At 68.4% G+C, this 20,332-nt stretch carries 20 protein-coding genes; 11 read left to right on the forward strand and 9 right to left on the reverse strand.

Annotated elements, in window-relative coordinates:
- Positions 1-63 precede the first annotated feature (63 nt).
- A complete protein-coding gene (locus tag BN3385_RS19515) occupies positions 64-483 on the forward strand; it encodes a DUF1810 domain-containing protein (RefSeq protein ID WP_059019165.1) in 420 nt (139 codons plus the stop codon).
- Position 484: 1 nt separating this feature from the next.
- Here BN3385_RS19515 and BN3385_RS19520 read toward each other — a convergent pair whose 3' ends face one another.
- Genes BN3385_RS19520 through BN3385_RS19535 form a run of 4 tightly spaced genes read right to left on the reverse strand, consistent with a single transcriptional unit; the run spans position 485 to position 4,629 of the window.
- The gene (locus tag BN3385_RS19520) at positions 485-1,795 is read right to left on the reverse strand and encodes an alpha-amylase family glycosyl hydrolase (protein WP_059019167.1); all 1,311 of its coding nucleotides are present in this window, start codon (positions 1,793-1,795) and stop codon (positions 485-487) included.
- The gene (locus BN3385_RS19525; protein ID WP_059019169.1) at positions 1,792-2,271 is read right to left on the reverse strand and encodes a nucleoside deaminase; all 480 of its coding nucleotides are present in this window, start codon (positions 2,269-2,271) and stop codon (positions 1,792-1,794) included. The genes BN3385_RS19520 and BN3385_RS19525 overlap by 4 nt, the downstream gene beginning before the upstream one ends.
- A gap of 11 nt (positions 2,272-2,282) precedes the next feature.
- A complete protein-coding gene (locus BN3385_RS19530) occupies positions 2,283-2,921 on the reverse strand; it encodes a rhomboid family intramembrane serine protease (RefSeq protein ID WP_082690553.1) in 639 nt (212 codons plus the stop codon).
- Positions 2,922-2,940: 19 nt separating this feature from the next.
- The gene (locus BN3385_RS19535) at positions 2,941-4,629 is read right to left on the reverse strand and encodes a tetratricopeptide repeat protein (protein WP_059019171.1); all 1,689 of its coding nucleotides are present in this window, start codon (positions 4,627-4,629) and stop codon (positions 2,941-2,943) included.
- A gap of 70 nt (positions 4,630-4,699) precedes the next feature.
- Between BN3385_RS19535 and BN3385_RS19540 the strand changes: the two genes are divergently transcribed.
- Complete coding sequence (locus BN3385_RS19540) at positions 4,700-5,083, forward strand: cupin domain-containing protein (RefSeq protein ID WP_059019173.1); 384 nt, start codon at positions 4,700-4,702, stop codon at positions 5,081-5,083.
- Between the two features lie 6 nt (positions 5,084-5,089).
- Here the strand turns inward: BN3385_RS19540 and BN3385_RS19545 are convergent, their stop codons facing one another.
- Positions 5,090-6,676: a SulP family inorganic anion transporter gene (locus BN3385_RS19545; RefSeq protein WP_059019175.1), complete on the reverse strand. Its 1,587-nt coding sequence runs from the start codon at positions 6,674-6,676 to the stop codon at positions 5,090-5,092.
- A 144-nt stretch (positions 6,677-6,820) separates the two neighbouring features.
- On the opposite strand from BN3385_RS19545, the gene BN3385_RS19550 reads away from it, so the two are divergent.
- Positions 6,821-7,444 carry a PaaI family thioesterase gene (locus BN3385_RS19550; RefSeq protein WP_059019176.1) on the forward strand — a complete coding sequence of 208 codons (624 nt, stop codon included), beginning with the start codon at positions 6,821-6,823 and terminating at the stop codon, positions 7,442-7,444.
- Here BN3385_RS19550 and BN3385_RS19555 read toward each other — a convergent pair whose 3' ends face one another.
- Positions 7,445-9,793 carry an arylsulfatase gene (locus BN3385_RS19555; protein ID WP_059019179.1) on the reverse strand — a complete coding sequence of 783 codons (2,349 nt, stop codon included), beginning with the start codon at positions 9,791-9,793 and terminating at the stop codon, positions 7,445-7,447.
- Between the two features lie 79 nt (positions 9,794-9,872).
- Positions 9,873-11,741: an FUSC family protein gene (locus BN3385_RS19560; RefSeq protein WP_059019181.1), complete on the reverse strand. Its 1,869-nt coding sequence runs from the start codon at positions 11,739-11,741 to the stop codon at positions 9,873-9,875.
- 179 nt (positions 11,742-11,920) lie between these two features.
- On the opposite strand from BN3385_RS19560, the gene BN3385_RS19565 reads away from it, so the two are divergent.
- A complete protein-coding gene (locus BN3385_RS19565) occupies positions 11,921-12,622 on the forward strand; it encodes an EthD domain-containing protein (RefSeq protein ID WP_059019183.1) in 702 nt (233 codons plus the stop codon).
- Between the two features lie 142 nt (positions 12,623-12,764).
- Entirely contained in the window at positions 12,765-13,523 is a 759-nt protein-coding gene (locus BN3385_RS19570) for an enoyl-CoA hydratase/isomerase family protein (protein WP_059019185.1), read from the forward strand.
- Here the strand turns inward: BN3385_RS19570 and BN3385_RS19575 are convergent.
- The gene (locus BN3385_RS19575; RefSeq protein ID WP_502688080.1) at positions 13,520-13,762 is read right to left on the reverse strand and encodes a (2Fe-2S)-binding protein; all 243 of its coding nucleotides are present in this window, start codon (positions 13,760-13,762) and stop codon (positions 13,520-13,522) included. The genes BN3385_RS19570 and BN3385_RS19575 overlap by 4 nt on opposite strands.
- 134 nt (positions 13,763-13,896) lie before the next feature.
- Between BN3385_RS19575 and bfr the strand changes: the two genes are divergently transcribed.
- The 5 genes from bfr (at position 13,897) to BN3385_RS19600 (ending at position 19,583) form a co-directional block, all read left to right on the forward strand.
- Positions 13,897-14,376 (forward strand): bacterioferritin, encoded by a 480-nt coding sequence (gene bfr, locus BN3385_RS19580; RefSeq protein ID WP_059019186.1) that lies wholly within the window; start codon positions 13,897-13,899, stop codon positions 14,374-14,376.
- A 94-nt stretch (positions 14,377-14,470) separates the two neighbouring features.
- A complete protein-coding gene (locus BN3385_RS19585; RefSeq protein WP_059019188.1) occupies positions 14,471-16,528 on the forward strand; it encodes an MDR family MFS transporter in 2,058 nt (685 codons plus the stop codon).
- 45 nt (positions 16,529-16,573) lie between these two features.
- On the forward strand, positions 16,574-17,071 hold the full coding sequence (locus BN3385_RS19590; RefSeq protein WP_059019190.1) for a carboxymuconolactone decarboxylase family protein: 498 nt from the start codon (positions 16,574-16,576) through the stop codon (positions 17,069-17,071).
- Positions 17,072-17,111: 40 nt separating this feature from the next.
- Positions 17,112-18,470 (forward strand): glutamine synthetase family protein, encoded by a 1,359-nt coding sequence (locus BN3385_RS19595; protein ID WP_059019192.1) that lies wholly within the window; start codon positions 17,112-17,114, stop codon positions 18,468-18,470.
- Positions 18,471-19,583, forward strand: a complete 1,113-nt coding sequence (locus tag BN3385_RS19600) for an amidohydrolase family protein (RefSeq protein ID WP_059019194.1) — start codon at positions 18,471-18,473, stop codon at positions 19,581-19,583. It begins immediately after the preceding gene.
- A gap of 4 nt (positions 19,584-19,587) precedes the next feature.
- Here the strand turns inward: BN3385_RS19600 and BN3385_RS19605 are convergent, their stop codons facing one another.
- Positions 19,588-19,878, reverse strand: coding sequence for a hypothetical protein (locus BN3385_RS19605; RefSeq protein ID WP_231748768.1), 291 nt, complete (start codon positions 19,876-19,878; stop codon positions 19,588-19,590).
- 205 nt (positions 19,879-20,083) lie between these two features.
- On the opposite strand from BN3385_RS19605, the gene BN3385_RS19610 reads away from it, so the two are divergent.
- A complete protein-coding gene (locus BN3385_RS19610) occupies positions 20,084-20,329 on the forward strand; it encodes a hypothetical protein (protein ID WP_059019197.1) in 246 nt (81 codons plus the stop codon).
- The last annotated feature ends 3 nt before the right edge of the window (positions 20,330-20,332 follow it).

The raw sequence follows: 20,332 nt of genomic DNA on the forward strand, positions 1-20,332 counted from the left end.
TACCGCGGGTCGATAACGGCCCGATCACGCCCCAGCAACAGCACGGGGTGGCACGGTGGAGAGATGGACGACCCGTTCGACCTCCAGCGTTTCGTCGACGCCCAGGGCGGCGCCTATGAGCGCGCCGTCGCCGAACTGCGCGCCGGGGCCAAACGCAGCCACTGGATCTGGTATGTCTTCCCACAGCTCAAGGGGCTCGGAAGTAGTTCGACTGCAACGTTTTACGGCATTTCCTCGCTCGCCGAGGCCCAGGCTTACCTCGCCCATCCGGTGCTGGGGCGGCGGCTACGGGACTGCGCCCGCATCGTCGCCGGATTGCGTGGCCGGTCGGCCAGTGACATTTTCGGCTGGCCCGATGACATGAAGGTCCGGTCCTCGATGACGTTGTTCGCCAACGCCACTGAGGACAACGCCGACTTCCTTTCGGTGCTCGACACGTTGTACGGCGGCGAGCAGGACGCCCGGACCCTCGCGCTGCTCTAACTCACTCGGGACGCAGCACCAGCCAGCCCTGCGGGGGCACCACCACGTCGCTCACCAGATCCTCCGGTGGTGCTCCGGTACCGCCGACCAGCCGGGCCGGGTGCCCCGCGACCTCGGCCACCGCGAACCGCATCGGAGTGTCGTCGACGTTGAGCGCGACGATCAGCGCGTCGTCGCCGTTGCGGGTTTCGTAGGCATAGCAGCGGTTTTCCAGCTGCAGTGCCCGGGTGGTGGCCTCGTGCAGCCAGGGGTTGCGGCGCCGCAGTCCGATCAGATACTGATGCAGGTTCAGGCTCGCCCGGCCGTCGTCGTCGAGAGGCAGTGGTGGCGAGCCGAATTCGGGCCGCACCGCATCATCGCCGCCGGCCCGCTCCTCCTTGACGCCCCGATAGCCGAGTTCATCACCGGCGTAGACCGTCGGCACCCCACCGGTGGTGAACAACAGCACCAGGGCGTGGGCCACATGCTCGGCGCGGTCAAGCTGGCTGGCGATCCGGGTGACGTCGTGGTTGCCGACGAAGGTCTGCGGGACGAACCGGGCCAGGAAGTCGTTGTGCCGCTGCAGGGCCCAGTCGAGTTCGTGGAAGTTACCGTCGTTGAGGCTGCTCCACACGGCCTTCCACAGTTCGTACTGGGTCACCGCATCCACGCCGGATCCGTCGACGAAGCCGACATAGTCGCCGTGGATGACCTCGGCGACGAACCAGGCCTCGGGGTGGTGTTCGCGCACCCGCGGTAACACGGTGGCCCAGAACGACTCCGGCACCGCGTAGGCGGCATCCAGCCGCCAGCCGTCCGCGCCGCGATGCAGCCAGTGATTCATCACGTCGACGACGTAGTCCACCACCGCGGGACTGCGATGGTTGAGCGTGATCAGCTCGCCGTGCCCCTCGAAGGTGTGGAACCGCCCGGGACGGCCGCGGAACCAGCCCGCTGCCTCGTCGTCACCGTCCAGCGCGGCGCGGTAGCGTGCGAAATCCGTTCCCACATGGTTGAACACGCCGTCGAGCAGCACCCGCAGGCCGCGCTGGTGGGCTTCGGCGATCAGCGTGTCGAAGTCGGTGTCATCGCCCAGGCGTGGGTCGATCCGGTAGTGGTCGGTGGTGTCGTAGCCGTGGGTCCGGGAGGCGAACACCGGACCCAGGGCGATTCCCGACGTCCCGAGTTCGACGGCGTGGTCGAGCCAGTCCACCAGCCGGCCAAGCCGATGCTCCTCAGGGCCCGGTGCTGGGTCGGCGGGGAACGCGCCGACGAAGCCCAGGGGATAGACGTGCCACCAGATCGCGTGGCGAACCCACGACGGCGCGCTCACGGCCGGAACTTCGCGGCGTAGAGGGCCATCATCTCGTCTTGGTACTGCGGTGCGGGGCCATCGGCCACCAGGTGCGGGGCCACCGCGGTGACCGGCAGCGGCGCCACCGGGGGCAGCGGCGCGCCCCAGTCGGTCAGCCACTGGGCCAGCTGGGCGCCGGAAGCGGCAAACACGATGCGCCCCAGCCCAACCCACGCATGGGCGGCGGCGCACATCGGGCAGTGCTCGCCGGAGGTGTACACGGTGGCGGCCGCACGTTGTTGGGGTGAGAGGTGCTGTGCCGACCAGCGGGCGATCGCGAACTCGGGATGCTGGGTGGCATCGCCGCCGGCGACGTGGTTGTGGTCTTCGAAGAGCAGCTGACCTTCGGCGCTGATCAGCACCGAGCCGAACGGTTCGTCACCGGCGTGCAGGGCGGCGCGGGCCAGTTCGACGCAGCGGGCGAGCCATCGGGTGTCCTCGTCGCTGAGCGCCACGGTGTCCTACTCTACGCAGCGGCACGGCGCCTGCGCGGCGTCACCGGATAGAGCGCCAGGCCGATCAGCAGGGCGGCCAGATGGCCGACCGCGGTGAAGGTCGGATGCAGGGCGACCGATCCGGCGAACCAGCCGAGTGCGGCCACCAGGTAGAGCAGCCGCCAGCGCCGCGGGATGGCGTAGGTGAGCACCCCGATGATCCCCACCACCACGTAGCTCACGCCGACATCGCGGGCGTTGAGGTAGCGCGGCGACACCATGGACTCCTGGATTTGCCAGTACAGGAAGCCCTCGCTGAGATAGGTCGCCACGACGTGGGCGATCAGGCCGACGAGGACGAACCGCAGCGAGCCCAGCCAGCGTTCGGCCGGGGCCAGGAAGACGCAGAACACCAGCAGGTAGAGCCACCACCACCGGTAGCCGTCCAGCCAGAGCAGGCTGGTGCCCAGCACCCGCAGCGGATCCTGCGCCAGGTGGTGCAGATTGGTCGAGTCGTTGCGCAGCATGCGGATCAGGTGCCACCGCGGCAGCACGTGCTGGGCGACGGTGGTCATCAGCAGCACGGTCAGCCAACTGAACGTGACGGGGGCTGAGCTGACGAAGCGGGCGATCGCCTGCGGCCAGCTGCGCTGGTCAACCCCGTCGGTCACGTGTCGACGATACGTGCCGTCAGCCGCAGCAACTCTTCTCGAACACCTCGAGACGGCAGGCGCAGGAGGCCAGGATCGGCACATCGGCGCGAGCCTTGGCCAGTTCCAGCTGGCGGCCGATGATCACCGCCTCCTCGTCGCGGCCCAGCCGCTGCAGGCATTCGTGGTAGCCGTGCAGGCTCCAGACATTGTTGGGGTGCTGACAGGACCGGCTCAGCGTCGGGTCCAGGCCGAGGTCGGCGGCATACACCCGGGCGGCCTCCTCGACATGGTTCTGCTCGAGCAGCAGTGCCCCGTAGGCGTGCCGGGTGGGCTGCATCCAGCCCCACGGTTCATCGTAGGGCAGCGCGTCGTCGAGTTCGATCGCCCGCCGCAGATGCGAGTAGGCCTCGGCGTAATGGCCTTCGCGGTAACTGATCTCACCGTCGAGCATGGCCGCCCCGACCGCGAGGATGTCCCGGCTGGTGTTGTTGAACAGGTACCGGGACTCCGGAATCGTGGCGTAGGCCTGGTGGAAGGCGTCGCGCTCGGCGTTGGCTGCGGCCAGCGCTCCGGTGGCGGCGTAGGCCACGCCACGTCCGTAATGAATGGTTGCCGTTGTGGTGCAATATAATTCGGGATCATCCGGGAGCGGCAGGGCGATCAGGTCGGCCCACCGGCCGAACCGGATCAGCACGTGCACCCGCAGCGGGACGAAGGCCTCCAGCCAGTCCGCCATCGGGGGAGAGGCGATGGAGAGCAGTTCCGGCGTCAGCTGCCCGGCGAGTTCGTCGGCGGCGGCCAGCGCCACCTGCGACTGTCCGGAGAACATCGCTGAATACACCACGAAGTGAAGGTCGTGGGCGCGGTAGAGCGAGTAGAAGTTCAGTGGACCGGCATGCTCGACGAACCGCCGGTCGGCGCGCACCGCCGACTGGTTGGCCAGCACCGAGGAGCGGTACTCGCCGCACAGCACGTCGATGTGCGACGGCATGTGCTCGAGGTGCCCGGCGTCGGGGACCAGGCCGCGCAGCAGGTCCGCCGCGGGCAGCGCATCCTCCGGGTGCGCCGACATCTCCATGGCATGGATGTACAGGTGCAGCACGCCGGGATGGGCCCGGCCGATTTCGGTGGTCAGCGCCCGGTCCAGGAGCGCCTTGGCCTCCACCACCCGCGACCCGGGTGCCGGTTCACCAGTTCGGCTGTCCCACAACGCCCATGCGGTCACGTTGACCAGCGCATCGGCGGCCAGTGCCAGCACGTCGACATCGTCGGGATAGGTCGCGGCCAGCTGCGCCATCGCCTCGGCGTAGGCATCATGCCCGGCGGCCAGCGCATCGGCGTCGTCGGGGTCGTCGGTGGGGAAGCGGGCGGCCAACGCAGCGATCAGGCCCTGCTCGACCGCGCTGGCCCGGCCACCGGCGGCCAGCCGCAACTCGGTGCGCGCGCGAGCCAGCGACTCCGCCAAGTCGATGGGATCAAAGGCCTCCCAGGCCTTGTTGTAGTTCGGTCCGATCGCATACGCCACACCCCAGCGGGCGATCGCCAGATCGGGATCCAGGGCCAGCGCCCGCTCGAAGCATCGGATCGCCTCCTCGTGGTTGAACGCATAGGCCCACACGAGTCCGCGGTTGAACCAGACCTGGGCCGGCGCCGACCCGGTATCGACGTGCCGGTGGTAGGAGCCCAGGTCGTAGTACGGCTCGAGGTCGCCGGGTTGTACCGCCATGGCGCTGAGAATAGGCCAGCGGCACCGGAGTCGATACCGTTGCAACCCGGCAGAACGAAAGGATGCGACCGTGATCCGCTGTGTGCGCTTGTTCACCGGTGCCGACGATCAGTCCCATGTGCAGATCGGCAGGCTGGATCTGACCCCGGGCCGCAACGACGACCTGGTCTCGACGGCGATGGCCGCCGCCCGCGTCACGGCCGAGGAGACGGCCAGCGGTGGAACTCTGGCCTGGCACACCGCCCCGGTCCGCCAGCTCGTCGTCACGCTGGCCGGCACGCTGGTGTTCAGCACCCGCGACGGCGAGGAGTTCACCCTGAACCCCGGCGACATCCTGCTCGCCGAGGACACCGCCGGCTCCGGCCATCAGTGGCGGCTGGTCGGCACCGACCCGTGGCGCCGACTCTACGTCGTGCTGGCCGATGACGTCGAGGTGCCGTTCGTCGCCGGCTAGCCCGGACTAGTGGCCAGCGACGACGTCCGACTCGTCGACCGTGACCGGCTCGTTGGCGCCCGGCAGGAACGAGTACGCCAGGCACACCACGGCGAAGAACAGATAGCCCAGTGCCACTTGCGGATTGGCCGCCCAGGAGATCTCCGGGGCGTGGATCAGCCCGATGAACGACAGCACCGCGGCCACCACTGAGGCCAGGGCGGCGAAGCGGAACTTCTTCTCCAGGATGAAGGTCACCATGGTGCCCAGCAGCAGGCCGACGAGGATCGCGCCCTCGCCGAGGGTCTGCAGTCCGTCGTAGACCACACCGGCGCCGCCCAGTGCGTCCATTCCGACCTTGGTGGCCGAGGTACCTGCCGCGTTGAGCGCGTTGTCGATCAGCCCGCTGGCCCACTGCGCCAGGTTGGGCAGCAGCGCGGCCACCACGGCCACGGCGTGCAGTCGCGGCACCGCCTGGAAGGCCTGCGCACCGATCAGCAGACCGATGTAGAGCAGGATCGGCACGATCGCGGGCACCGGCAGCAGCGCGGCCAGCACACCGAACAGGCCCAGGAAGCACAGCAGGCCGATCACCACACCGCTGGCCAGCGAGTAGCCGGCCCGCCCGCCGGCGTCCTTCCAGCCCGGGTGGCCGATGTAGACCGCGGGCGGGAACGGCGAGCCGAACGCCGACCCGATCACCGCACCGGCACCGTCGGCGAGCAGCACGCTGCGCAGGTTGTAGTTGTCACCGGCGGCCGCCGCGCTCTCGACGTTGCTCATGGCCTCGGTGAAGTTGTAGACGCCCAACGGAATTGCGGTGCCCAGCAGCGGCGCCAGATGCGACAAGCCGGAGAACAACAGATCGATCCGCAGATCGGGGATGCCGATGGCGATGTCGGAGACGGCCTGGCTGACGTCGGGCGCCGACATGAAGCCGCCGATCCAGCCGATCGCGGTACCGACGAGCAGCGCCACCAGGCCGACCGGGATGTTGCCCGGCAGTTTCACGTCGGTGAAGAAGCCGATCAGGATGATCGCCAGCACCGGCAGGCCGATCCAGGCGGCCTCCCACATCTGGGCGGCGGGCCGCATCGAGATGAACGTGATCGAGATACCGGCCAGCGTGCCCAGCATGGCCGCCCGCGGCGTGAGCTTGCGGATGTAGGGGCCGACGAACCCGCCGATGATGACGATGACGCCGATCATGAAAGCCCATGCAAGGCCGGACTTCCAGGCCTCGATCGGATCTTTGGTGGCCAGATACACCGGCAACATGACCACGAAGACGACGATGAACATGTGCGGGACGCTGGGCCCGTACGGCAGTGCGGTGACGTCGGTGCGGTTCTCCCGCTGGGCCAGTCGGCGGGCCAGGAACGTGTAGTAGAGGTTGCCCAGTACCAGCGCCACCCCGAGGGCCGGCAGCACCGTGCCCAGCACATCGTCGGCGGGCAGCTTGATCACGCCGATCATCAGCGTGGTGAGCGTCAGGACGTTGACCAGAATGTTGAACCCGAGGCCGAAGAAGGCATTGAGATCACCGCGGGTCCACCACGCGATCTTCACGTCGTTGGGTGAGGATGCGGGTTGGTCGGTCACGTCGGTGCTCATCTATTGGCCTCCTGGGGCGCTAAGGGCTACCTGCAGATTCTCGACGGAATGATTCCGAACAGGGTACGGCTGTGTGTCAATCGTGTTAGCCGATATCGGGAGGCCGGTTAGACACCCGCGGTAGAACCGTGTTCTAGTGCAGGGGTGCTGGAATTCACCGTCGAGGACATCTCCGCCGAGGAGGTCGCGCGATTGCGCGCGATCTACGAGCCGCTCGCCGAATCAGTGCGCGATCTGGTCGACGCGACCATCCGCACCGAGGTCGACGCCGAGACGGTGGCCGCGGTCAAGGCCGATATCGACGCAGCGGTCGCGCGCCTGCGCAGCCGGCAGATCGAGGGGGCGTTCGGCGCGCGCCGCAGCACTGACGGCGAAGCCATGAACTGGGGCAATGCCGTCATCGGTGTGCGCAACGCGCTGGCTCCGCCACTGCAGGTGCACCGCGAGCCCGATGGCCGTCGCTGGGCCGAGTTCCACCTGGGTGCCGCCTACGAAGGTCCGCCCGGGCACGTCCACGGCGGGGTGTCGGCACTGATCCTGGACCACGTGCTGGGGGAGGCCGCCAGCCCGGACCGCAAGCCGCGGTTCACCGGCAGCATCACCATGCGCTACCTGCGCGCCACCCCGCTGGGGCCGCTGCGTGTCGAAGCCGGTATCACCCGCACCGACGGGGTGAAGACCTTCTGCGCCGGTCACATCTCCGACGCCGAGGGCATCACCGTGGAAGCCGAAGGGGTGTTCATCATCCCGCGCTGGCTCCGGGACTGACTACTGCTTGCCCATCGCCAGCTTGAGCCGGTCGGCCGGGGTGATCAGATGATCGTGGTTGTCCTCGCCGATGTCGATCTGCACCCAGTCGATGGTTCCGGTGAACTCGTTGTGGGTGGGCCCGTAGTCCGGTGAGGCCGGCGACCCGGTGTCGCGGCCGACGTCGCAGGCTTCGTCGGCGGAGAACCCCATCGGGATGGTGATCTCGACCCGGCCGCTGCCCACCGCTTGGCCGTCGTGATACAGCGTGACGGTGCCGCCCTTGGCCAATCCGCCTCCGTCATAGGCGAATTCCATCCGCACCTGATGCTTGCCCGCGGGCAGCGGGGTGTCGGCGGTGACGGTGAAGTACTGGATGCCGAAGAAGTTGTAGCAGTACTTCAAGGTGCCTTCGTGCACGTAGAGCGACCAGCCGCCGACCTGACCGCCCTGGGTGATGATGACACCGGCGGCACCCTCGTCGGGCACCACCAGGTCGGCGGTCACCGAATGCGACTTGTTCTTGATGTTGAGCACGCAGCTTTCGCTGACCCGCATCCCGGAGAACAGCAACTGGCTGGTGCCCTTGATCAGCTGTGGGCGTCCGGCGATATCGGGGTTGATCCGCTCGAACGACCGGTCATCGAGCGGCACCACGTTGTACTTGACCGCCTCGATAAGCCAGAGTCGTTGCAGCTCGGCAAGTTTGGCCGGGTTCTCCTCGACCAGGTTGTGCCGCTGGGTCCAGTCGTCGGGGCCGTAGAGCTCCCACACGTCGGCGTCGAAGGCGGGCGGGGCATCGACCTTCCACGGGGTGCGGTGCTTGGTGCAGGCCGTCCAGCCGTTGTGGTAGATGCCGCGGTTGCCCATGATCTCGAAGTACTGCACCAGATGGGATTCATCGGCCTTGGGGTCGCGCAGCGTCGGCAGCATGCTGACACCCTCCAGCGGCGCCTGCTGAATCCCGTTGACGCTGAACGGTGCCGGGATACCGGCTGCCTCCAGGATCGTCGGGGCGACGTCGATGACATGGTGGAACTGATTGCGGGTGCCGCCGGTGTCGGTCAGTCCGGCCGGCCAGTGCACGATGGTGCCGTTGCGGGTGCCGCCCCAGTGCGAGGCCACCTGCTTGGTCCACTGGTACGGCGTGCACAGCGCGTGCGCCCAGCCGACGGCGTAGTGGTTGTAGGCCTCCGGGGTGCCGAAGTCGTCGATCTTGGACAGCAGGAACTCTTCGGTCTCGATACCGCCCATCCCGTTGAGCACGGCCATCTCGTTGAAGCACCCCACCGGGGTGCCTTCGGCGGAGGCCCCGTTGTCGCCGATGATGTAGTAGACCAGGGTGTCCTCGAGCACCCCGAGATCTTCGAGGGCGTCGACCACCCGGCCGATCTCGTGGTCGGTCTGCTCCAGGAAGCCGGCGTAGATCTCCATCTGGCGCGCCAGCACCGGCTTGAGTTCGTCGGACATGTCGTCCCAGGCCGGGATCTCGTCGTGGCGCGGGGTCAGTTCGGCCGATTCCGGGATCACACCGAGCTTCTTCTGTACGGCGAAAATCTTCTCCCGCAACACATCCCAGCCCTCATCGAACTTCCCGCGGTATTTGTCCGACCATTCGGCGGGCACGTGGTGGGGAGCGTGGGTGGCACCGGGCGCAAAGTACATGAAGAACGGCTTGTCCGGCATCAGCGCTTTCTGCTGACGCACCCAGGTGATGGCGTGGTCGGCCAGGTCGGCGGTCAGGGTGTAACCCTCTTCGGGGGTGCGCGGCGGCTCGACCGGCGTGGTGCCCTCGTAGAGCCCCGGGTAGTACTGGTTGGCCTCGCCGCCGATGAAGCCGTAGAAGTACTCGAACCCCGACCCGGTCGGCCACTGCTGGAACGGGCCGACGGGGGACACCTCCCACACCGGCACCTCATGGCACTTGCCGAACTGGGCGGTGGAATAGCCGTTGAGGCGCAAGGTCTCGGCGATCGGCGCCTTGTTCTTCGGCCGGATACTGCTGTTGCCCGGCGCCGACGTGGCCATCTCGGTGATGGCGCCCATCCCGACCGAGTGGTGGTTGCGGCCGGTCAGCAGGGCCTGGCGGGTCGGCGAGCACAGGGCGGTGGTGTGGAAGCGGTTGAGCTTGACCCCCTCGCCGGCCAGTCGCTCGGCCACCGGGGTCTGGCACGGCCCGCCGAACGCCGAGGACGCGGCGAAGCCGACGTCGTCGATCAACACGATCAGCACATTGGGTGCGCCCTTCGGCGGGCGCAGCGTGGTGATCGGCGGATAGCTGGTGTTCGGGTCCTTCGCGTCGTAGGTGGTCAACCCGACGTGCTGCGGATCAGGGATGGGAAGAACGTCGCGTGCAACGGCGTCGGTCATGGAGCTCTCCTGTGTCCCGGGGGCGAAAGTGCCGCCAGAGTACGCGGCGAAGCTATGGGTGGAGCCGGATCGACACGGCTCAGTGGACGTCGTCGCCGACGGCGTAGGCGTAGCTCAGGTGACCGGTGACGCGTTCGGCCATGTCGCCCAGCGCGAGCGCGTGCCGGGTGATCGCCTCGATCTGGGTCAGTGCGGCAGCCACCCCGTCATCGCCGGCCAGCACCGAGCCCTCCAATCGCAGTCCCTCGCCGGCGGATCGCAGCCAGCTGGAGTCCAGCCGCCACGGCACTCCCGCGCCCACCAGTGCGGTGGCGTACTCGTCGGCGGCGTCGGCCAGCAGATCGGCAGGCAGCGCAGGTGCGTTGTCCAGCGTGGCGATCGCGACGGCCAGGCCGGTGGCCTCCTGCCGGGCCGCATCCAGCAGCTGTGCGGTCGCGGCGGTGGTCACCCGGGTTGCCGAGGCCACGCTGTCGAATGCCCGCCGGGCCGCCACCGCCCGGCGGCGAGCAGCGTCCCGCTCGGTGCCGTCTACCGCCGCCCCGGTGCACGCCCGGACCGTCACGGCCGCGTACTGCAGCTGGGCCCGCAGCATCTCGGTGATGCCGCGGTAGAGCTTGGCCCGCGGCGGATCGGGCAGCAGTGCATACATCCAGAGGGCGATGGCGGCGCCGATCGCGGCCGCGTACAACCGGTCGCCGAGCACGTCGGCCACCGAGCCCGCGCTTTGCGTCACCGTGGCCACCGCGGCCACGATCACCATCGCGGTACCCCAGGCGCCGCGGGCCTGGACCGCCCATCCCGCGGCCAGGAAGGCGACGGTGAGCAAGGCCAGCACTGGCGGGATCGGATGCCAGAACACCGTGATCACCGTGGCGATCGTCAGGCCGGCCGCGAGCCCGGCGATGCGTTCCAGGGACCGTACGTAAATGCGTGCACATCCCGGACGAAGCACCATCAGGGTGATCAGCGGAATCCACAGACCCTCGGGTAGTGGGCGCAGCGAGATGAGGGTCAGCGCTGCGCCGACACCCACCGCCAGCCGGACCGCGTGACGGAAAATCGGCGAACTCCAACGGATTTCGCGCGACACGACGGTCAGCGTCCGGCGGTGCAGCCGGGCCAGCGGCTCCTCGATGCCGAACCGGGCGGCCACTGCCTCGTGCAACTGCCCGCGCAGCCGCCAGGACGCCGCGGTGGCGTTCGGCGTGCGGGTGGCGTCCAGGCGCCGCAGCGCCTCGGCGGCCGGACCGGCTGCCTGCCGGCGGTCGTCGCCGAGGGCCGTCAGCACCTCGACGGCGGCGCTGACGCAGCGGTGGTCGGCGCCGGGTGCCTGCAGAGTCGTCGCGATGCGATGGGGAAGGCCGTGTAGCGCAGCATCGGTATCGGTGCGGGCGGCCCCGGCCAGAACGGACCTGGCGAGGTCGGCCACCCGGCGGTACTGCGCGGCCGCAGCCATCTCGGCGCAGCGCCGGCCGGGGGAGCGCCAGCGTGGGACGAGCAGCACCTGCGCCGCGCCGAAGCCGAGCACCAGAGCTGCCGTGGTCACGGTGGCGGCCAGGGTGGCCGGGACGGCACCCGCGCTCACCGCGACTGTCGCCAGACCGACGCCCACCAATCCCGCGCCGCCGCCGAGTGTCCACATCGCCGCGGCAGCCAGGCAAACGACCATCACGACAACAATGCGAACCGGCGGATAAGCGGCGGCCGGTACGGCGACTATCACTGTTGCGGTCAACACCGACAACAGAACAACGGCCACCGGACGGCGAATCGGAGCGCCGTCGTCGCTCAGTGTCGATCCCAGCACGCCGGTTGCCACCCCGACCGGCACGGCCGCATGCACGGGACCCCATGTCAACGCCACCCAGACTGCGGCGAACACCAGTAGCAGACCGCGAAGGGCCGGACCGGCATCCGCCGACAGCCAGTGACCCCCGCGCCAGCGCATCGGCCAATTGTGGCGTGCCGAATTCAAAAGCGAAAGCCCTTGAATTTGTTATGGGAAAAGTAACGGCGGGATACCCGGCTTTCGCGCCAGCGAATGCGCAGTGAATTTCCTTGCATTTCGAATGGGCTGCAGTGGGACAGGCCCTCGACATCGCGGCGCCGCCCGCTAAGTTCGGGCGAATGGAAAAGGTGATCATCACGTTGCGAAGCGGGAGTGCTGACGACGACTGGGCGCAGCGCCTCCGGGGGCCGATCGCCGACCAACTGCTCGCCCTCGACGTGCCCGGGCTGACCATCAATGTCCGCGACGCCGATGTCCGCGACGCCCTGATGACGCTGACGACACTCGACCCGCCCGTCCAGGGTTTCGTCACGCTGTGGACCCAGCAGTACTACGGCGAGCAGGTGCGCGCGGCGCTCGATCTGCTCGCCCGCCACGCCGATCAGGTGGCGCCCTATCTGGTCACCGAGTCGGCCCCGATGCCGGCGCCCGTGACGGCTCCCGGGCAGCGTACGGCCGCACTCGCCAACATGGCCCTGCTGCGCCGTCCCGCCGATATGGACGAGCCGACCTGGCTGACCCGCTGGCACGGCAACCACACCCAGGTCGCCATCGACACCCAGTCCACGTTCGGGTACATCCAGAACTACGTGGTCCGCGCGCTGACGCCCGATGCGCCCGTCGTCAATGCGATCGTCGAAGAACTCTTCCCCAACGAGGCGGTCGGCAGCCTGCACGCGTTCTTCGGCGCCGCCGACGATGACGATCTGCGCGACCGGATGGAGCAGATGGTCGCCAGCACAGCGGCATTCGGGGCCAACGTCAACATCGACGCCGTGCCGACCAGCCGCTACCTGTTCCGCAGCCCGTTCCGCGACTAGGGTCGCCCGCCGAGTGGCCACTTGCGTCACGGATTCGGCGCGATCGCGTGACGTAACTGGCCACTCGAGGCGAAAGGGGTGGGTCGCGCGCCAGTCCTGGTCTCGGCGACCCGTTTTCGTCCCAGCCGTTAGGTTCGTGGCCATGACGCTGCTCATCGACGACGAGAACCGGGTTCGCACCATCACGCTGAACCGGCCGGAGGCCCTCAACGCGTTCAACGAGGCACTCTACGACGCGACCACCGAGGCATTGCTGGCCGCCGCCGAGGATCCCGAGGTCGCCGTCGTCATCATCACCGGCGCGGGGCGGGCGTTCAGCGCGGGCCAGGACCTCGGCGATATGCAGGCCCGGATCACCGACCCGGATTTCCCGGCCGGCAAGCACGGCTTCCCGGGGCTGATCACCGCGCTCACCGACTTCCCCAAGCCGTTGATCTGCGCGGTCAACGGCGTCGGACTGGGGATCGGGGCGACGATCCTGGGCTACGCCGACCTGGTATTCATGTCCAGCACGGCGCGGCTGAAGTGCCCGTTCACCAGCCTCGGCGTGGCGCCGGAAGCGGCCTCGTCCTACCTGCTGCCGCAGTTGATGGGCCGGCAGAACGCAGCCTGGTTGCTGATGTCCTCGGAGTGGGTCAACGCCGAGGAGTCACTGCGGATGGGGTTGGTCTGGCGGGTGTGCGAGCCCGACGATCTTCTCGCCGAGGCCCGCAAGCACGCGGATGTGCTTGCCTCCCGGCCGATTCCGAGCCTCATCGCGGTCAAGCAGACCATGGTTGAGCCCACCCGTGCCGAGATCACCGCCGCCACTGCGCGGGAGTACGCGCTCTTCGAGAAACTGATGGGTGCGGCGGCCAACGCCGAGGCACTCGCCGATTTTCACCGGGGCCGCTCGAGTTAGGTCAGCGCGAGGCGGCTTTCCACCCGTGCGACGCACGCACCGCAATCCGGCGCGGCGGCCGTGGCCCGTTCGCGGTGGGCATTGATGATGGCCTGCACCGACTTGCGGCAGCGTCCGCAATCGCGTCCCGCGCCGCACGCCGCGGCCACCTGCTTGGACGTACAGGCCCCGGCCGCCACCGCGTCGTTCACGGCCTGGCTGGTGGCACCGGTGCAGAGGCAGACGTACACGAGCGCCATATTAGCGCAGCCTTACTTAAGTTAGGTAGGCCTACAACACTCGGGGTGTCAAAGTCGGCGCCCACCCAGTTCGCTGGACTAGATTGAAAACGCACCAGCCAGCCCGACTGACGAGCCCGTCCAGGAGACATGCCATGCAAGGTGATCCCGAAGTACTGCGTCTGCTCAACGAGCAGCTCACCAGTGAGCTGACCGCCATCAACCAGTACTTCCTGCACTCCAAGATGCAGGACAACTGGGGCTTCACCGAACTGGCCAAGCACACCCGCGAAGAGTCCTTCGACGAGATGCGCCACGCCGAGGCGATCACCGATCGCATCCTGCTGCTCGACGGCCTGCCCAACTATCAGCGACTGGGCTCGCTGCGCGTCGGCCAGACCCTGCGTGAGCAGTTCGAGAGCGACCTGGCCATCGAGTACGAGGTGGTGGCCCGGCTCAAGCCGGCGATCATCCTGTGCCGCGAGAAGCAGGACTCCACTACCGCGGTGCTGTTCGAGGGCATCGTGGCCGACGAGGAACACCACATCGACTACCTCGAGACGCAGCTGGAGCTGATGGACAAGCTCGGTGTGGAGCTGTACTCGGCGCAGTGCGTCTCACGCCCGCCGAGCTGACCGTCACATCCGCACCGCGGGTCGGTGCTCGATCACGGCATGAGAATGCGTGCCGAGGGGAATACTTCGCGTCGGTCGGCGACGAAAGGTACCCATGACATCCACGGCCGAGGCGGCGATCGCCGATCCGGAATCGAGTAGCGCGGGCATCAGCCCGCAGCGGCGCAACCTCATCTTCGTCGCGATCCTGCTGGGGATGCTGCTTGCCGCACTCGACCAGACGATCGTCGCGACGGCGCTGCCCACCGTGGTGGCCGACCTCGGCGGAGCGGGCCACCAAGCCTGGGTGGTGACCAGCTACCTGCTGGCCTCCACGATCACCACCGCGGTGGTGGGCAAGCTCGGCGACCTGTTCGGTCGCAAGACGGTGTTCCAGACCGCCATCGTGTTTTTCTTCGCCGGCTCGGTGCTATGTGGACTGTCGTCGTCGATGTCGATGCTGGTTGCCTCGCGCGCCCTGCAGGGCATCGGTGGCGGCGCCATCATGGTCACCGCGATGGCCGTCATCGGCGAGGTGATCCCGCTGCGGGAGCGCGGCCGCTACCAGGGCGCACTCGGCGCGGTCTTCGGCGTCACCACCGTCATCGGCCCGCTGCTGGGCGGATTCTTCACCGACCACCTGTCCTGGCGCTGGGCGTTCTGGATCAACGTGCCGGTCTCGGTGGTCGTGTTCATCGTGGCCGCCGCCGCGATCCCGCGGCTGGCCCGCGGCGGCAAGCCGGTGATCGACTACGCCGGCATCCTGTTCGTCGGCCTCGGCGCCTCGGGCCTCACGCTGGCCACCAGCTGGGGCGGCAGCACCTACCCGTGGACCTCGCCGATGATCATCGGGCTGTTCGTGGCCTCGGCGGCAGCGCTGGCGATCTTCGTCTGGGTGGAACTGCGCGCCGAGGAGCCGGTGCTGCCGATCCGCCTGTTCGGCAGCCCGGTGTTCACCGTCTGCTGTGTGCTCAGTTTCGTCGTCGGCTTCGCGATGCTCGGTGCGCTGACCTTCCTGCCGACCTTTATGCAGTTCGTCGACGGAGTCTCGGCCACCACCTCGGGGCTGCGCACCCTGCCGATGGTGGTCGGCCTGCTGATCACGTCGATGGGCAGCGGCGTGCTGGTGGGACGCACCGGCCGCTACAAGATCTTCCCGGTGGCCGGCACCGCGATCATGACCGTCGCCTTCGCGCTGCTGTCCCAGATGAATGCGGCCACCCCGATCTGGCAGCAGTCGCTATACCTGTTCATCCTGGGCACCGGCATCGGGCTGTGCATGCAGGTGCTGATCCTCACCGTGCAGAACACCGTGAACTTCGATGACCTCGGGGTGGCCACCTCGGGAGTGACGTTCTTCCGCACCATCGGCAGTTCGTTCGGGGCGGCGATCTTCGGTTCGCTGTTCGCCAACTTCCTGCAGGACCGCATCGGCCCGGCGTTGATGGCCAGTGGCGCGCCACCGGAAGCCGCCCAGTCGCCGCAGGCGTTGCATCAGCTTCCGGCTCAGATGGCCGCACCCATCATCGACGCCTATGCCGACTCGCTGGGCACCGTGTTCCTGTGCGCGGCACCGGTCGCCGCGGTCGGCTTCGTGCTCGCGCTCTTCCTCAAAGAGGTGCCGCTGCGCGAGATGGAGGATGTGCTCGCCGTGGACCTCGGGGAGGGCTTCGGCATGCCGTCCACCGAAACCCCGGAGGAGATCCTGGAAGTCGCCGTCGGACGGATGATGCGCGATTCGCCGGACCTTCGGCTGCGCTCGATGGCGCAGCGGCCCGAGTGTGATCTGGACGTGGCGTCGTTGTGGGGGCTGCTGCAGATCTACCGCAACAAGCAGGTGTTCGGCACCGCCCGGCTCACCGATATCGCCGAACGGCTGCGCGTGCCGTGCGAGGTGCTCGAGCCGACGTTCGCCCGGTTGGTGGACGGGGGCTATGCGCTGCACACCGGCGACGAGCTGTGGCTGACCCAGGCCGGCGCGCGGGAGGTCGACGCGGTGTCGACGGCGCTGGTACGCAAAATCGTTCACCGGCTTGCCAAGTCGACCAATTTCGAGGGCCGGCCCGACCGTACCCAGGTGGAGGCGGCCCTGGAGCGGATCGCCCAGCGGATGCTGGTCCAGCGCGAGTGGGCCCGCGACGAGATGCGGACGCCGGCCGCCCCCGGCACCTAACTAGAACGTGTTCTCATTTTGCGGATCCCGGCGTACCATCGCGCCATGAGCCGAATCGGAAACTTCGCCGACGACGACGTATCGGGCTGGGCCGTGAAGTCCCCGCATCTGGGTGGGGCCATGGCGGCCTTCAGCAGTGCGGTGTACAGCGACAAGAACCGGTTGCCGCTGCGGACGCGGGAACTCGCCCGCGCCGTGATCGCGCTCGACAACGAGTGCGTGCTGTGCCAGAACACTCGCGACGCCGACGGGCCGGCGGCCGGGGTGGACGAAGACCTCTATGACCACGCCGCCGAATGGCGCACCTGGCCCGGCTACAGCGATCAGGAGCGGATCGCCGCCGAGTTCGCCCACCGGTTCGGCACCGAACACGCCAAACTGCGTGACGACGACGACTTCTGGGAGCGGGCCCGCCCCCACTTCTCCGACGAGCTGATGACCGACCTCACGATCTCCTGCGCCATGTGGGTCGGGATGGGCCGGATGCTGAGCACTCTGGATATCGGTCAGTCCTGCATGATCACGCTGCCCAGCCGCGCCTGAGGCAGACGAACCCGCGCACCCCGGCGCGGCGGTCGGCAGAATGGCTGCCATGACCACTCCGCTCGCCGGCGCCGGGATCGCCCAACTCGAGGCCGATGGCGTCGACACCGTCATCGGCACCGTGGTGAACCCGGCCGGTCTGACCCATGCCAAGACCGTGCCGATCCAGCGGACCAACGCGTTCGCCAACCCCGGTCTGGGTGCCAGCCCGGTCTGGCACGGGTTCGCCATCGACCGCGCCGGAATCGCGTTCACCGAGGGCATCAGCGTCGTCGGCGACGAACGGGTTCGCATCGACCTGGAGGGCCTGCGGGTCCTGGGCGACGGTCTGGCGTGGGCGCCCGGGGCGTTCTTCGACCAGGACGGCCGACCCATCCCGTCGTGCGCGCGAGGCACATTGGCGCGCATCGAATCCCGGTTGGCCGACGCCGGCTTACGGGCCCTGGTGGGTCACGAGATCGAATTCCTGCTGGTCGATCCCGACGGAAACCGGCTGCCCGGCAACCTGTGGGCCCAGTACGGGCTGGCCGGGGTCCTCGAACATGAAGGGTTCGTGCGTGACGTCACCGCCGCGGCCGGTGCGGCGGGGGTGGCGATCGAACAGTTCCACCCGGAGTACGGCGTGAACCAGTTCGAGATCTCGCTGGCTCCCCGGTCCCCGGTGGCCGCCGCCGACCAGCTGATCCTGGCCCGGATCATCATCAGCCGCGTCGCGCGCACCTACGGTATGCGGGTGAGCCTGTCGCCGGTTCCGTTCGCCGGCAGTGTGGGTTCCGGTGCCCACCAACACTTCTCGCTGTTACGCGGTGACGATCCGGTGTTCTCCGGCGGCGACGGCCCACACGGCCTGACCGCCGAAGGGCAGGCGGCCATCGGCGGGATCGTTGCCGGCCTGCCCGCCGCGCAACTGATCTTCTGCGGCTCGATCGTGTCGGGTCTGCGGATGCAACCCGGTAACTGGGCGGGCGCCTACGACTGCTGGGGCACCGAGAACCGGGAAGCCGCGGTCCGCTACCTGCACGCCGGGCCGGGAAACCCCTACGGCGCCAACGTCGAGGTGAAAATCGTCGACCCGTCGGCAAACCCGTACTTCGCCACCGCGGCGATCCTCGGACTGGCGCTCGACGGTATCGAGCGCAACGCCGCACTGCCCCAGGAGATCCCGGTGGATCCGGCCACCCTGTCCGACGAGCAACGCAGCGCGGCCGGGGTGGTCGCGCTCTCGGCGGACCAGGGCGTGCAGATCGCCGCACTGGACGGCTCGCAGACGATGCGGGCCATCCTTGGCGACCCGGCGGTCGACGTGCTGGTAGCCGTGCGTCGCTACGAGCAGGAGACGTACTCGCATCTGGACGCCGAAGCGCTGACCGACAAGTTCCGGATGGCGTGGAGCCTGTAGGTGCCTGGGAACCCCGTGCTCGCCGAGCACATCGCCGGACTGCGCCTGGTCGACAACCACGTGCACGGCTATTGGCTGGCCGATGCCGACCGGCGCCGGTTCGAGAACGGGCTCAACGAGGCCAATACCGAGCCGCTGGCCGACTTCGACAGCGGTTTCGACACCCAGATCGGGTTGGCGATCCGGGCGCACTGCGCGCCCATGCTCCGACTCCCCAGACATGCTGCACCACAGGACTATTGGCAGCGACGCTCGGAGCACTCCGAGGCTGAACTGGCGCAGCTGTTCCTGCCCGCCGCCGGGGTCAGTGACTGGCTGGTCGATACCGGACTTGCGGGGGTGGCCGGTCTCGCCGAGATCTCCGCGGCCTCCGGCGGGCTGGTGGGGGAGATCGTGCGCATCGAGCAGGTGGCCGAGCAAGCGGCCGCGGCACCGGGGGAGTACGCCGAGGAGTTCCGCCGGATCCTGCATCAACGGTGCGCGCAGGCGGTGGCCACCAAATCGATCCTGGCCTATCGCGGCGGTTTCGACGGCGACCTGTCGGAGCCGGACCCGGTCGCGGTCGCCGAGGCGGCGGCACGCTGGCGTGACGATGGCGGGCGACGGCTGACCGACCGGGTGCTGCTGCGGTTTGGACTGCACGAGGCGCTGCGGCTGGGCAAGCCACTGCAGTTGCACGTCGGCCTCGGCGACCGGGACTGCGATCTGCACCGGACCAATCCGATGCTGCTGCTGGATTTTCTGCGCAACTCCGGCGGCACCCCGGTCGTGCTATTGCACTGCTACCCGTACGAACGCGAGGCCGGCTACCTCGCCCAGGCCTTCAACAACGTCTATCTCGACACCGGGCTGAGTACCAATCACCTCGGCGCCCGCGCCCAGGCTTTCCTGGCCCGCACACTGGAACTCGCACCATTGCGCAAGATCCTGTATTCCTCGGACGCGTTCGGCCCCGCCGAACTGCACTATTTGGGAGCACGCTTGTGGCGCAACGGAATCAGCGCGGTGCTCGGGGAGTTTGTCGATCGCGACGAGTGGAGCCTGGCCGACGCCATGCGGGTGGCCCAGCTGATCGGCCGGGACAACGCCCGCCGGGTCTACGCCCTGGACTGAATGCTCACCAGGCGGGGACGTCGAAGTGCACCCACTTGGCGGCGCCCGGCGGGCCGACGCACTGCAGCGGGATTCCGGGAACCTGGATCTGCAGCGTATTCCCGCTCAGCCGGGTCTGGGCCGTGGTGCCGGGTGTCGCGCAGCGCAGCGCGGGAGCCGCCTCACCCTGAAGGGGCCCGGTGGGAACCCAGGTGCCGGCTGCCGAGCAGATCACCGTGTTGTTCGCCGCGTCCAGGCCGAAATTGAAGTTGATACTCGGCGTGCACGGCATCCCGGCGGAAACGTTGCGCGCCACGTTGGGCAGGCAGCTCGCCGAGTCACAGGCCGCCGACGCCGGACCCGCCAATGGCAGTGCCGCCGTAAGCAATCCCGTGACTGCCGTTGCAACCAAGATCGAGCGCATGCTGGCCCTTCCGACGATCAAACGTTCCCGGCCAGTCGAGAGTAGCCCGGGGACGGCCGCTCCGAGCTACATTTGGGGCTGCGTACCAGGGGGAACCATGATCAAGCACCTCATCGTCGCGGTCGCTGCGGTGGCTGTGGCATTCGGGCTGTCGGAGCCGGCGCACGCGGACGCCTCGGGATCCTGCTTCGCCCCGGCCTTCATGAACAACTTCGGCATCCCCATCGCCGCGACGCCGTCGCTGTGGCTCAACCCCAGTTGCGAGGGGCCGCAGAGCGGTCGGCGCTGCGCCTGGACGCACCTCCCGGTCGACGGGTGTATCGATTTCCCGCCCGGCCCCTGACTG

The organism is Mycobacterium sp. M26, from assembly GCF_001494595.1.
Classification (GTDB): domain Bacteria; phylum Actinomycetota; class Actinomycetes; order Mycobacteriales; family Mycobacteriaceae; genus Mycobacterium.